The 13,462-nt window shown below is 57.2% G+C and carries 10 protein-coding genes; 4 read left to right on the top strand and 6 right to left on the bottom strand.

Annotated elements, in window-relative coordinates; translation table 11 throughout:
* Positions 1–35 precede the first annotated feature (35 nt).
* Positions 36–671 carry a hypothetical protein gene (locus tag KSF73_06160; protein MBV1775294.1) on the bottom strand — a complete coding sequence of 212 codons (636 nt, stop codon included), beginning with the start codon at positions 669–671 and terminating at the stop codon, positions 36–38.
* 178 nt (positions 672–849) lie between these two features.
* On the opposite strand from KSF73_06160, the gene KSF73_06155 reads away from it, so the two are divergent.
* Complete coding sequence (locus KSF73_06155) at positions 850–3,810, top strand: Cache 3/Cache 2 fusion domain-containing protein (GenBank protein ID MBV1775293.1); 2,961 nt, start codon at positions 850–852, stop codon at positions 3,808–3,810.
* A 2-nt stretch (positions 3,811–3,812) separates the two neighbouring features.
* Here KSF73_06155 and nfsB read toward each other — a convergent pair whose 3' ends face one another.
* On the bottom strand, positions 3,813–4,466 hold the full coding sequence (gene nfsB, locus KSF73_06150) for an oxygen-insensitive NAD(P)H nitroreductase (GenBank protein MBV1775292.1): 654 nt from the start codon (positions 4,464–4,466) through the stop codon (positions 3,813–3,815).
* Positions 4,467–4,622: 156 nt separating this feature from the next.
* Positions 4,623–4,913 (bottom strand): antibiotic biosynthesis monooxygenase, encoded by a 291-nt coding sequence (locus tag KSF73_06145; GenBank protein ID MBV1775291.1) that lies wholly within the window; start codon positions 4,911–4,913, stop codon positions 4,623–4,625.
* Between the two features lie 118 nt (positions 4,914–5,031).
* On the opposite strand from KSF73_06145, the gene KSF73_06140 reads away from it, so the two are divergent.
* The 3 genes from KSF73_06140 to KSF73_06130 all read left to right on the top strand — a co-directional run bounded on the left by KSF73_06140 (position 5,032) and on the right by KSF73_06130 (position 10,346).
* Positions 5,032–5,922, top strand: coding sequence for a LysR family transcriptional regulator (locus KSF73_06140; protein ID MBV1775290.1), 891 nt, complete (start codon positions 5,032–5,034; stop codon positions 5,920–5,922).
* Between the two features lie 154 nt (positions 5,923–6,076).
* Positions 6,077–6,478, top strand: a complete 402-nt coding sequence (locus KSF73_06135; GenBank protein MBV1775289.1) for a hypothetical protein — start codon at positions 6,077–6,079, stop codon at positions 6,476–6,478.
* A 301-nt stretch (positions 6,479–6,779) separates the two neighbouring features.
* Complete coding sequence (locus KSF73_06130) at positions 6,780–10,346, top strand: response regulator (protein MBV1775288.1); 3,567 nt, start codon at positions 6,780–6,782, stop codon at positions 10,344–10,346.
* Here the strand turns inward: KSF73_06130 and alkB are convergent.
* The 3 genes from alkB to KSF73_06115 all read right to left on the bottom strand — a co-directional run bounded on the left by alkB (position 10,343) and on the right by KSF73_06115 (position 13,454).
* Positions 10,343–11,014 (bottom strand): DNA oxidative demethylase AlkB, encoded by a 672-nt coding sequence (alkB, locus tag KSF73_06125; protein ID MBV1775287.1) that lies wholly within the window; start codon positions 11,012–11,014, stop codon positions 10,343–10,345. The genes KSF73_06130 and alkB overlap by 4 nt on opposite strands.
* A 2-nt stretch (positions 11,015–11,016) precedes the next feature.
* Positions 11,017–12,021 carry a methyltransferase domain-containing protein gene (locus KSF73_06120; protein MBV1775286.1) on the bottom strand — a complete coding sequence of 335 codons (1,005 nt, stop codon included), beginning with the start codon at positions 12,019–12,021 and terminating at the stop codon, positions 11,017–11,019.
* Between the two features lie 137 nt (positions 12,022–12,158).
* A complete protein-coding gene (locus KSF73_06115; protein ID MBV1775285.1) occupies positions 12,159–13,454 on the bottom strand; it encodes a diacylglycerol kinase in 1,296 nt (431 codons plus the stop codon).
* Between the last annotated feature and the right edge of the window lie 8 nt (positions 13,455–13,462).

Here is a 13,462-nt window from a genome sequence, read left to right as displayed (position 1 = left end):
GCATTAAACCGCAGCCATGCCTCTCCTGTCCACGATCAGATCCAGCCTAGGATGCCGCCAAATATCGCCAGACCGGCGATGACGATCGCAGCAAGGCTGGCGACCAGCTTGATGCGGGCGCGATGGTTATCCATATCGTGCACCTTATATGCCACGATAAAGAACGGCATATAGCCCAGTGCCCAGATCGGCAGGGGCGACCAGATGTTCCAGCCGCGCCACTCCCATGTCAGCGCACCGATGTGATTCAGCCACAGTTCCACACATACACACAGAACCGAGTTGACCGTAGCCAGCAGCCAGCGATTATTGATGCCTAAAATCTTCAGCTGCCGATCGGCAGGCAGCGTCCGCACTGCAAACAGCCCCATGATGGCGAACATGAAGGTGATTTCGATATTCAGGCCAATCAGAATCACCAGAGAAGACGAGCCCGGCGTGCCCCACAAAGGCGCGAAGCCGCTGAAGTGAAAGACCAGCCCGTTGGCAATTTCATTGATCCAGTCCATCAGCCAGAAAGCCAGACCAGCCAGCACCACATGCCAGCGCCGCTCGGCGATCTGCTCGCCGTAGGCGTGGATAACCAGCAGCAATATGGGAATCACAAACCACTGGAAGTGGGAGGTATCACGCAGCAAGGCTTGAGCTTGCGCGGCAGAAGCGGCAATCATGGGGTGTCCCTCGTATCGTTGTGTTATGCGGACGATTGTAGGGTGGCAAGCAAGCGATTGGCAGAATTTTATGTGTCAGAGGTAAGAAAGTGTATCGGGAATGACCAATTGTCCTGAACGGATGCCGCATCTGGCTGAGCGTCTATAACAAAGGATATTCTGCGCAACGAAATCCATCATGCATGCTATCCGGTCTCGCCTTGCTCATCTCAATATTGCGGTTCGGCTCAATGTCAGCCTGATTACGGTCACACTAGCGGTACTTGCTGTCGTAGGTGGGCTGCTGGGTAGCTGGCTTACGCAGCACCTAGAAGCACGCGGCATGGAAGAACTTCGCCGCAGCAATGCGCAAACGATTGCACTGGTCTCACAGTACAGTGTTTCGCTCAGGGATGATTTCGAGCGGCGAGATGCAGGGGTGCAAATGGCGCTGGAAGCAGGCGCACCGACGCTGCTGGCAAAACGCATGCTGACGCCGGATGTGGCAAGTCTGGATGCGATGGCGCAATCGCTCGGGGTGGATGTCAGTATTTATCAGAGCAAAAATGGCGCATATGCACTGCAATATTCATCCTATAAAACCTCGGGCTCGCGTCAGGCCTTCATTGCGCCAGAGCGTGTGTCAGCATTACTTTCCATGTCCAAATCAGCCTCGCTGGAAAAAATGGGTGATGGGGAACGGTTGGTACGTGCGCATCCCTTCAAGGATCTCGCTGGGCACGATGCCGGGGTGTGGGTAGTTGCGTTAGATCTGGCCAGCCAGTTTCAATCGCTCAAAGCGGCCATCTCCGCTGTCAGAATGGGGGAAACGGGCTACGCCTATGTGTTGGATAGCAAGGTCACTCCGGGTCTGGCCATTATCCATCCGACTTCGACTGGCAAGAGCCTTTATGACGCCAAAGACGACAGCGGACGCTACTTTATCCGCGAGATGCTGGAAAAGGGCGAGGGCACCATCCGTTATCCCTGGCTCAATGCCTCGCTGGGTGAAAAGCGCGCGCGCGACAAAGTGGTGGTCTACGCCAAGGAACCCACGCTCGGATGGATTGTGGCCACCGGCAGCTATATGGATGAATTTACCGGCGAAGTGGGCAGGGTGAAATCGGCCATCGCCTGGGGCGGCTTGGCGCTGGTGCTGGCGATTATCGCCGTGTTGCTGATCACCACGCGTCTGTGGGTCAGCATGCCACTGGGTCGGGCGATCCGTATGGCAGAGCGTGTGTCGGCAGGCGATCTGGACGCGTATGGTGGCACGGTGGATGCCGCAGGCGAGGCTGGCAGGCTGCTGATTGCACTCGACAGTATGCGCCTGAGCCTGAAAGACTCGCTGGCGCGCGAGCGTGAGGTTGCCGAAGAAAATGCGAGTGTGCGTACTGCGCTGGATTGTTCTGCTGCAGCGGTGATGGTGGCAGGTGCAGATAACCGGATCGTATACGCAAACGCAGCCATGCAGGCATACCTGCGGATCATGGCGTCAGGGCTGCTTACCAGGATGCCCGGATTTGCGCTGGAACGCTTGAATGTCATCGAAATCCAGCAGTTGTTTGCAACCTCCCTCCAGTCAGGGGGCGCTGGCGACACGCCTGCGCCGCAATTGATTCGCGAAGTGATTGCCGGACGCCACTTTGCGGTCAATATTCATGCGGTTGTGGATGCACATGGCAAACGACTGGGGACCGCGCTGGAATGGCACGACGAAACCGAAGCGCTGGCGGCCGAAGCCGCAGCCAGACAACATGAGGCTGAGCAGGCACGCATCATTACCGCACTTGATAATGTCGAGGTGCCGATCCGCATCGTCGATCAGGACGGACGGATTCTCTACATCAACAAAGTCCTGCAGCAGACCGTGCGCAAACTGGCGCCGCAACTGAAAATCCAGCGGCCCGCACTTGATCCTGAACACTTGGTCGGCAGCAGCATCGGCAATTTTTATGATGACCCGGCGGCTGCCCTCAAGCGGCTGGCCGGCCTGAAAGAAACGGTGCGAACACGTCTGGATATTGGCGGCCGCCTGTTTGATATCTGCACCACACCCATCCTGTCGGCGAGTGGTCAGTATATGGGGTCGGTCGGGCAATGGCTGGATGTGACCGATCAGCTGCGCGCACAGGATGATATTGAGGCCGTGGTTGGTGCGGCCGCTCGCGGCGAGTTCGATCTGCGCGTGTCTCTGGACGGCAAGGAAGGTTTCTACCGCACGCTGGCGGACTATCTGAATAAACTCATGGATAGCACCGAGCATTCGCTGGCCGATATCGAGCGTCTGATGCAGGCACTGGCGCGGGGTGAGCTGGATCAGCGAATAGAGTCCGATTGCATGGGCGTATTTGCCCGCCTGAAAGACTGTGGAAATGGGACGGCTGCTTCGCTGACAGACATCATTGGCCAGATCAAACTATCCGCCGAAACCATTCGCACCGCTGCAGTCGAAATCGCCCATGCCAGCATGAACCTCAGTAGCCGCACCGAAAGCCAGGCCGCCAATCTGGAGCAAACCGCCAGCAGCATGGAGCAGCTGACGGCCACCGTGAAACTCAATTCCGAACATGCGCAGGAAGCCAATCAACTATCGACCAACGCCAGCGATCTGGCGCGGCAAGGCGGGCAGGTGGTCGGTGAAGTGGTGACGACCATGGACGGTATCAATGATTCCTCGCGCCGCATTGTCGACATCATTTCCGTGATTGACGGTATCGCCTTCCAGACCAATATTCTGGCATTGAACGCTGCCGTCGAGGCTGCGCGTGCCGGTGAACAGGGCAAGGGTTTTGCTGTCGTCGCCAGTGAAGTACGCAATCTGGCGCAACGGAGCGCCAGTGCCGCCCGCGAAATCAAATCACTGATCGAGAACTCGGTGCAGCAGGTGAATCAGGGGACACGACTGGTGGATGATGCAGGTAAAACCATTGCCGATCTGGTCAGCGCAGTGCAGAACGTCAGCGGCATCATGCGGAATATTTCCCATGCGTCCACCGAGCAAAGCGCCGGGATCGAACAGATCAATCTGGCAGTCACGCAAATGGACGACATGACCCAGCAGAATGCGGCAATGGTGGAAGAGGCCGCCGCCGCAGCCGGCAGCTTGCAGGAGCAAGCGGTACTGCTGGCGGATGCGGTCTCACGCTTTAGATTGTAAGCCTACAGGCGGGTAAAAATCGTCTCTGCAGGCAAGCGCGATTTCGGCAACTTGGCATTGAAATCATCCGCACTGCTGTAGCCTAATGCCACCAGCACCGAACTGGTATAACCCTTGTCGCGCAAGCCCAGCACGTCGTCGAGAGTGACATTGTCAAAGCCCTCAATCGGGCAGGCATCCACGCCCAGCGCGGCGGCACCGAGCAGTAGCGTCCCCAGTGCCAGATAGGTCTGCTTTTCCATCCAGTGCTGGGCATCGCGGCGTTCGAAACGGTGCATATTTACAAAACGGGCGCGCCCCTTGTGCTGATTCGCGCGTGCAGTGTCATCGCCAAGGCGGCCATCCGTGGTTTCCTGATCCAGTAGTGTCGCCAGATAGCTTTCGTCGATGGTCGCCCGTGTGCAAAATGCAATCACATGCGACGCATTGCGTACCTTGGCATCGTTAAACGCAAACGTATCGCCGCATGCCTTGGCAATCAATGCCTTGCCTGCCTCATCCGAGGCAATCACAAAGTGCCAGGGCTGCGAATTGGTCGAAGAAGGGGAATACCGCAGCAATGTCTCGATCTGGGCAAAAGTCTCCGGCGCAATCTTGCGGGCAGGATCAAACGCCTTGGTAGTGCGGCGGGTGGTGACCAGTTCAGCGATATTCATCTTTCAGCTCCAGAGACAAGGTATGCCCGCAAGCAGGCGGGTGTTCATACTTGATTGTGCGGTAAAACAGGTATTCTGCAAATTGTCCGGATGAGGTGTACGTGGCCCCGCGCTGAAGCTTCAGCGCGGGAGTGGGCGCACTCAACCTGCCGTGCATCAGACGATGCGTTCCATCAGCTTCAGATCCCAGCCTTCGATCATGCCTTCTACCTTGCGCTGGTATTCGGCAAGGTGCGGGGTGTTCAGGTGCTGGTCGAGCAATTCGCGGCTGGCCCAGTTTTCGTAAAACACAAATACATTCGGGCGATCCAGATCGCGGTGCAGATCGTACTGGATAAAACCTGCATCCTTGCGGCTGGGCTCGATCAGATCCAGCAGGGCGCGTTCAACGATGGCTTCGGTACCCGGCTTGGCCGTAATGGTGGCGACAACAGTCAGTGCTTTCATGATCTTGCTCCTTGCGTGATGTGTGAGTCATCTCTCACTGGCTGGCAGTGTACGGCGATCAGATTGCCTTGATTAGTCGCTATAATCCGGAATCACTGTTCGCCTGAGTGGATAATCCATGCAGTCACTCGATACCATGGCACTCTTTGCACTGGTGGTGGAAGCGGGAAGTTTTACCGCCGCAGCCACGCAATCCGGTCTGCCCAAATCCACGGTCAGCCAGCGCATTGCCGAGCTGGAAGCCGGCCTGAATCTGCGCCTCCTGCACCGAACCACCCGTAAGCTGAGTCTCACCGATGCGGGGCGAACCTATCTTGAATATTGCCAGCGGGTACGCGACGCTGCACTGGCCGGTGAGGCCGCACTGTCACGCTTGAGCGGACAGCCAGCCGGCAAACTCCGTATTACTGCGCCCGATATCACAACGCAGACGCTCTTGCCCGATGTACTGGCCGGATTCCAGCAACGCTGGCCGCACGTCACGCTGGAGGTCTTCGCAACGGATGCCCACCTCGATCTGATCGGCGAAGGTATTGATCTGGCTATTCGGATGGGGCGGCTGGAAGATTCAAGCTTCGTGTCGCGGCGACTGGGGCAGGTACGCCGGGTGCTGGTGGCGAGTCCAGCCTATCTGGCGACGCATGGAACGCCTTCGCGTCCCGAAGATCTGGCACTGCATGCCTGTCTGGTGCACCCTGCCACGGCGCAATGGCGCTACCGGAGTACGGCAGGAGAGGCTGGATTTCCCATGCCTGTCCCCCGTCAGAGCAGCAATAGCATTGCTTATCTGAAGCAGCTGGCCATCCTCGGACAGGGCATTGCCATGCTGCCGGCCTATCTGTGTGAACAGGCACTCAGTGATGGGGCGCTACACGTCGTCTTGCCCGACTATGCGCTGGCGCTGAGTGATTACTGGCTGGTTTATCCAAGCAAGGCACACGCAAGCGCCGCCCTGCTTGCGCTACTGCAATGGCTTGATGAGTGCGGATTGCGGGAAAAGCTGGGCTAATCCGGCACACGATGCATGGCAGATACAACACCAAGCCATATCATGCCGTATAAATCCCTCCGATCCTTGTGGGACGGCCTTGCGCAGGCGTAGCATGACCGGCTGGCTGCGTTAGGTGCAGTCTGTATCACATACAAAATCTCATGAGGAAATAATGGATATTCACAAGAAAATAGCGGCAGTCCTGTCGATTGTTCGCGGAGGAATCGGTCTGCTGGCCTTCATGGCAATATCGCTGTTTTTTGGCGGGGTGGCGGCGCTTGCGCAAGATAGCCAGGTGACGGGGGTATTTGCGATCCTGGGCGGGATTGCCGCCTTTATTATCGTGCCGTTTGGCTTGCTGGATGTGGTGGCGGGGGTCTTGTACTTAAGGGGGCAAGAACTGGCGCGTATCTGGCTGATTATTTCCAATGTGTTCGGTTTACTCAGTTTCCCGATTGGCACCTTCCTGAGCGTGTACTCGTTGTGGGCACTCTTTAAGCGGGATGAGGCGCAGCCGTCCGCACCGGTGGGTGCGTCACGCGAAACCGTTACCATTGATCAGCCGCCCGTATAGGCGGCTCGATCCGCTGAAACATCAAGGGCACCGCGGGTGCCCTTTTTGATTGCCATCGTACCTGCTTGATCCGAGTAAACGCCTCGTTCTGCGGGAAATTCGGTGTTTCAGGGGTTTGGATCACTGGGTGACCGGTGGAAGCATTCGCGCTTCATCCATCCGCGTCTGCGCTAACCCAGACATCGCCAGCAGACGTGCGGCACCGTCGTTTTCGGCAGAGCGCGCGCCGAGTTCATATAATTGCTTTGTCAGACATATGAAACGGTAGCGTTAGGTGTGATGCAAGGAACGAGAGTGGCCCATGCACAACGTGCTTGAGCGGATCAAGGCGTTTTCCAGAGCGCATCCGGGGATGGCGATTGATCGCTTGGCCAGCCTGGAGAGCGAGGCGCTGGCGTCTGGCCAGTATGCAGTCGGCCTAGACGCGCTCTATGAACGGTTCTTCATTCTGGAACGCTTGGGGCGTTTTCCCGAATGCATCAATGATCTTTACTCGGGTTTATCGATCGCCGAGCAGCATTCGCTGCCCAGGCAGGCCGCTTATCTGCAACTGGCGATCGGACGTACCTTGTATACCCAGGGCGCCTATCAGGACGCCATCAACTACTGGAGCCGCTGTATCGATACCAGCGAGCTGTGCCGCGAGCTGTACACCGGCATTGAAGCGCGTATCGGGCTTGGTCAGATTTATTGCGCTGTCGGTGAGCTGAAGCGTGCTATCCGCTTTCATCAGGATGCCGGGCATTTACAGCGCCAATTACCGCTCCCTAACCATTACCTAGCTGCCAAAATCGCCATCAATATGGGGGTGAATCTGAATGATCGCCCGGAAGAGGCAGAAAGCTATTTTCGTATTGGCTTGCTTGAAGCGCGGCAGGGACAGATTGATGAGTATGAGGCCGAAGCACTCTGGCATCTCGCGCATTTGCGCCTGGAGGCCGGGGATATTGCCTCTGCGCACGAGATGGCACAGCGTGCCTTGTCGCTGGCAGACGAATGTGAGTACCTCTGGTTGCGTAGTGCCGCTGCCGACACCATGGGGCGGATTTACGAAGTCAGTGGCCAGGTTGATGAAGCGTACCGGATTTATTGCGATGCGCTTGAGTACGCCGAATCCAATCGCATGCTCAATGCGGTGGCCAAGTTTAGTCTGCGCTTGTCGCTGATTGACGAGCAACGCGCACAGTATGATCGTGCGCTGCATTTTGCCCGCGTGCATCAAAAAGCATCGGATGAGATGAACAGGCTGACGGCCAAGGAACGTACTCGTGATATTGATCAGTACGATCTCAGCAAGAAGCCGCCGGGCGAGTTGCTCCTCGAATTGTCGTGTACCCCGAGTATTGACGAGGGGGGGCGCGAGGTCTTGCAGCAGATCAGTATGGCCAGCAAGCGCATTCTGGATGTCGATCGCGTATCGATCTGGACATTTCAGGGTGGCGTGCTGCTGTGTCGCGCAGCCGATCCCGAGGATGCGCTGGGTACGCGACTGACGCTGGCGGGTTTCAGTCAGTATCTGGATCAACTGCGTGCCTTGCGCGATCCACTGGTGGTGCACGATAGCCGCTTGCATCCATACCGCTCGGAATTGAGCGAGCTCGAGTGGTTTGTCGATCTGCGTTCGGTACTGGAAGTCCCACTGCGCACCGGCGATAAGGTGATTGGTTTGCTGGCGGTCGGTACGATCGACAAGCAGCGTAACTGGCAGCGTTCGGATGTGCTGCATGCCAGTTACGTAGCAAAGCTGGTCGAGCGAGCCATGGCGGGTTTGCAACGCCGCTACGTGGAAGCGCAGATTCTGACACTCAATACCGAGCTGCAGAAAAGTAATACCTTACTTGAAGAGCGCGTGCAGAGTCGCACGCAGCAGCTCGAAGATGCAAAGAATGCGGCCGAAGCAGCAAGTCAGGCCAAAGGGCTGTTTCTGGCCAATATGAGCCACGAGCTGCGTACGCCGATGAATGCCGTGCTGGGTGCCGCGCAATTGCTCGAACGTACACGAATCGATGTGGAGCAGCGCAAGTACATCAATATGATTCAAGGCGCCGGTAGTGCGCTTCTGCATGTGATCAACGATATTCTCGACTTCTCCAAGATCGAGGCGGGGCGCCTGGAAATTGAATCTGCCCCCTTTGAAGTGAGCCAGATCGTCAACGCGGTGGCCTCCATCATGAGTGCCATGGCGCGTAGTAAAGATATCGACCTGGTCATCGGAATCGGCGCAGGCGTGCCGGAGCAGCTGGTGGGTGACGGGATGCGTGTGGAGCAGGTGCTGATCAATCTGGTCGGTAATGCCCTTAAATTTACTCATCACGGTCAGGTTGCGATGTTTATCCGGGTACACAATACGCCGGACGAAGCAGGTACCCGTTTGATCTTTTCGGTGCGAGATACGGGTATCGGGATGTCGGAAGAGCAGAAGGAACGGCTGTTCTCGCCCTTTACCCAGGCAGACGTCTCTACCACGCGCAAGTTTGGTGGCACAGGGCTCGGACTGGCGATTACCCAGCAACTCAGTTCACTCATGCATGGCGAGATTACAGTAGATAGCCGCGAAGGCGAGGGCAGCGAGTTCTGCGTCAGCTTGCCGTTTGCGCACGCCCTCACCGAAGCAGCCAAGCACCGCACCGATGGCAAAACCTATTCGGTATTGATTCTTGACGATAACCCGGATGCTGCAGCATCACTTGCGGTATATATGGGAGGCTGGGGATGGCATTCGCATGTGAGTGGCGCAGCCCGTCCGCAATTGCCGGATGATGTGGTCGCTGATATCACCAGTGCGCCCAGTTGTGATGCCGTTTTGCTGGATTGGTCGTGGGTGCAGCCGTTCGGATTGGAGGCGCTCGGCATGCTTCAGGCACTTGGGAGTGTGCCGATTATTGTGATGCTGACCCCGTACGAACTGGATCAGATGGTGGGTAATCCACTGGCAGCGACCGGTGCCAGACTGCTGGTGAAGCCGGTCACGGCATCCAGTTTGCGCGATGCAGTGTACGAAGCCATTGCGCACGAGCATACCGAAACGCAGAACAATGAACCTGAAGTTGCACAGGAGGAACGCCTCGACGGGGTGCGTATCCTGCTGGTAGAAGACAATCCAATGAACCGCATCGTCGCCAAGGGCTTGCTGGAGCGAACCGGGGCGCACATCGACATGGCGGTTGATGGTGCCGAGGCAGTGAAATGTCTGTCCGCACGCGATCATGGTTACGACGTCGTCCTCATGGACGTACATATGCCCATTATGGATGGCACCACAGCCACCCGAACCATACGCGAACAGCTGCATGACCCGGTGCCAATCATCGCCATGACCGCTGCGGTGATGCAGGAAGAGACAGCATCATACAAGGCCATTGGCATGAATGATGTGGTCGCGAAGCCAATTGATGGCAAGCAGATGCTGGCGGCGATTATCCGGCAGCTGGGGCCGATGCCGGAGGGGGCTCTCCTGCCCGAGGCTGTCGCAGCGGCGGGAGAGATCCCGCAGGCGCATCCCGAAGCGCATAGTCTGTTTACCGCAGATGGCTTGCTGCCCTTGCTGGAACTGGATGAGGAAACCCGGGCCGAGCTGTTTCTGAGTCTGTTTGATCTGTCTAATCAGGCCATAAACAAGATGCGGGAAGTTGAAAATCTGTGGCAGGCCGGCGAAGCCGATGCAGCTTTCCGGGCGATGCATGCGCTGAAGGGATCATTTGGCATGGTGGTTCAGCCAGCCTTTGTTGAACGCATGAAATGGGCAGAAATTGCGATCAAGCAAGGGGATGCAGCCTGTCTGAGTGCAACTTTTCCCGAGCTGCATCAGGCCACGGCAGCGGTGGTGGCAGACTTGCAATTGTGGCTGCATCAGCACCGTAGTGCTTAGCGGGATGTGCCGAATGCATAAGCCGTGTAGCGAAACGTTAGATTAAATCGATATGGCCCGGTGAGGGGATGATGCCCGGCGGCAAGTGGCTGAATACCATGAAAAGCCAAGCGTGAAGGGCCACCCCACACCACCACATCACCATGGTCAAGCGGTACCTTTCGGGTGGGTGAGGTGCGACTCAATCCACCAAATAGAAACAGAGCGGACAAACCAAGCGAAACAGAAACAATCGGTTGTGTCAGGTCTGCTTCGTCCCGATCCTGATGCAGACCCATCCGTGCACCGACTTCATAGCGATTGATCAAACAGGCATTGCTCTCAAAATGCGGGTATCCCGCCGCTTGAGCGGCATTCGTTGCGAGCTGGCGCAATGGATCGGGCATGTCTGGCCAGGGTTGACTGGATAAGGGATCGCACGCTGCATAGCGATAGCCACGAGCGTCACTGATCCAGCCAAAATCGCCGCAATTGCTTGTATTGACTGACATCGGTCGCCCGCCAGGTGTATGCATGGTACGCAGGGGGGCGCGAGCGAGCATCGACTGAATCGAAGTGTAGAGCGTTTCCGCAGAGGCCAAGGCGAAGCCCCTGAGCAAAGTGGCGCCAGGCGCAAGGGTGTGCAGCGTGATCTGTCCGGGTTCGTCGAACAGGTCGGGCGTCTGCATGATCATAGCGCCGGCTTAATGGCGCAGATCAGTTCGCCCGAAACGGGTACGCCCAGTTCGCTACGGATGCTGATGTCGGTTGCGGCGAGATCTGTAAATCCTGTCTCCGCGAGCGTGCTGCGGACATAATCACTGGCATGTTTAAAGCGCCCGTTCACCTCAAGCAGATAGCCATTCGGTGCCTGCGGACATCGCTCGGTATTGAACATCAATGTGCCACCGGGATGCAATGCGGTAAAGGCCTCATGCAAGACTGCACGCAAGTCGCCAAAATAAATCAGCGTATCGGCAATACAGATGATATCGAACTGCTCCGGGCGATCGGCCAGAAAACGCTCCAGATCTTCGCAATGCAATGTATCGTAACAGTCGTATTTTTCTGCATGATCGAGCATGCCTTCGGATAAATCCACGCCTGTCAGGGTTCGGCACCAGGGGCGGATCAAGGGGCCGAGCAGACCGGTGCCGCAGCCGCCGTCCAGAATATCCCACTGGGCGTCAGGTGCGGCGCGAGCGGCGAGTATGTCCCGCATGTGTTCGGGAATGCAGTAACCCAGTCCGCGCAAGCGCTGGTCGAATACGGGCGCATATTCGTCAAAAATATGGCTGACGTATTCGCTGGTGGCGCGTGTGGGCACGCCGTCGCCGCTGCAAGCCGCCAGCATATGGCGTGCAACCGGATTGTCCGGTTCGCGTGCAAGCCAGTCTCGGTAGATGGCGATGGCCTCATCTTTCCTGCCGAGTACATAGCATGCAAGGCCACGCATCTTGGGGTTCGATGCGGTTTCGGGCTTGAGCAGGAAGGCGCGACAGATGAATTCGGCGGCTTCTAGATCCCGGTGCAGCAGCGCAAGCAAGTCTCCCAGCATATCCAGGGCGGCAATGTCGTCGGGATGCTGTTGCAGGTAGGCGCGCAAACCGGACTCTGCATGGGCATGCTCACCGCGATCAATCGTCGCGCGGAGGTGCTGCAGCGGTTCCTCGAGTACCGTTGGCTGGCCATGCATGGGTGTCTCCATGTTCTTGTTCGATTGGCCTATTGTAGATGGCTGTAGAAAAAATGACAGACGGTCGTGCACGGGCGGCACGCCGTCTGCTGTTTTTCTGCGTAATCAGATACCTATTGCGATTGCTTCGAGCACCTTCATCGGCACTGAGCGGGTGGAACAAAGGCGGCCGGATTGCTCGGGTCAAATCCATCAGTCAGGGTGCAGAGGAAGCTGACCAGATTCTGTACGTCGGCAGGTGTCAGGCTGGGCGTAGCCGTACCTGCTGGGGTGAATGGGCGGATGGTGGTAACCACATTGGCGCGATACTGAGTGGGCAGGTCATTAAAGACAATATCCGCGCTGCCATCGGCGCGTCTGTACCAGCGGGACGGATTGGCGGTACGCGTGGCGTAGAAGCCAACTACGGTGCGCAAATCCTTGAACACGCCGTTGTGGTAGTAGGCATGCTTGAGGGCTGCGTTGCGCAAGGTTGGGGTTTTGAATTGTCCGCACAATGATGTCAGGCCGCTCAGATCGGTGCGGAAAGGGCCGCACAATCCCATGTCGTAATACTGATGGTTCGGTGCGCCTAGCGCGAGGCCATTAGCGGGAATAAAGGCAGGTAATATCGTGGTGTCGTTGTTATAGGAAATGTCCCAGTTGCGTGGCACACCCAGATTTCGGTAGGCATGGTCGGTAAAGAGAGCTGGCACACCTTGCGATGGCTGACTACTATGGCAGGCCGCACAATTGCCGCGACTGGCATTGTTGAAAATGGCCAATCCGTCGGCTTCCGCCGGGGTAAAGCTAGCCTTGCCTGCAATCACTGCATCGTACTTGCTGGTGAAGGGTTTGAGTTGCGGCGTCTGGCTTTCAAACGCGGCAATGGCGTCTCCCAGCGCGGCCAGTGTAGCATCGCCACCATTTAAGGTAGCGGCACCATATAGGGCGGCTAACTGTGTGACATAGGGGCGCTGCTTGAGCCGATTCAGGACTGCGGTGGAGTTGGCATTCCCCATTTCAAATACGGTAATGAAAGGCAGCTGCGCTTGAGCGGCCAGTGTCGACGCACGACCATCCATCAGAAAGCCCCCGACTGCCTTGCCCGTGACGGCAATCTGGCCGGGTGCGGCAATCGCACCATTGAGTGAAAAGCCGGGAATGTACTGCGCATACATGGCCGTCGGCGTATTGCGCGGGCCTTGCAAATCACCACGCAGGCCACCAAGGGGGGCTGCACGGCTGCCGGGCTGGCTGAAGGCGTCGGCAGGGCTATGGCAGCTGGCACACGATTGCCGTCCTGACGCCGACAAGGCCGGATCATTGAAAATCAATTGCCCCAATTGTGCTTTGGCGCTGGGAGGCGGATCTGCCGCACGCAATTCGGTGATGGGAAACAATAGTCCGGATAAGGTCAGGCAGCATAATCCGGTGATGAAACGACGTTGCATGATGTGCT

The sequence above is a fragment of the Burkholderiaceae bacterium DAT-1 genome, from assembly GCA_019084025.1.
Lineage (GTDB): Bacteria > Pseudomonadota > Gammaproteobacteria > Burkholderiales > Chitinimonadaceae > DAT-1.
Note: the sequence above shows the minus strand (reverse complement) of the source record. Positions and strands in the feature narration are given on the sequence as shown.

Excerpts from the sequence above, each read along its gene's own strand:
- alkB (MBV1775287.1), bottom strand. The coding sequence starts at position 11,014 with ATGCAGACGCCCGACCTGTTCGACGAACCCGGACAGATCACGCTGCAC.
- KSF73_06115 (MBV1775285.1), bottom strand. The coding sequence starts at position 13,454 with ATGCAACGTCGTTTCATCACCGGATTATGCTGCCTGACCTTATCCGGA.
- KSF73_06160 (MBV1775294.1), bottom strand. The coding sequence starts at position 671 with ATGATTGCCGCTTCTGCCGCGCAAGCTCAAGCCTTGCTGCGTGATACC.
- KSF73_06130 (MBV1775288.1), top strand. The coding sequence starts at position 6,780 with ATGCACAACGTGCTTGAGCGGATCAAGGCGTTTTCCAGAGCGCATCCG.
- KSF73_06120 (MBV1775286.1), bottom strand. The coding sequence starts at position 12,021 with ATGCATGGCCAGCCAACGGTACTCGAGGAACCGCTGCAGCACCTCCGC.
- nfsB (MBV1775292.1), bottom strand. The coding sequence starts at position 4,466 with ATGAATATCGCTGAACTGGTCACCACCCGCCGCACTACCAAGGCGTTT.
- KSF73_06145 (MBV1775291.1), bottom strand. The coding sequence starts at position 4,913 with ATGAAAGCACTGACTGTTGTCGCCACCATTACGGCCAAGCCGGGTACC.
- KSF73_06155 (MBV1775293.1), top strand. The coding sequence starts at position 850 with ATGCATGCTATCCGGTCTCGCCTTGCTCATCTCAATATTGCGGTTCGG.
- KSF73_06135 (MBV1775289.1), top strand. The coding sequence starts at position 6,077 with ATGGATATTCACAAGAAAATAGCGGCAGTCCTGTCGATTGTTCGCGGA.
- KSF73_06140 (MBV1775290.1), top strand. The coding sequence starts at position 5,032 with ATGCAGTCACTCGATACCATGGCACTCTTTGCACTGGTGGTGGAAGCG.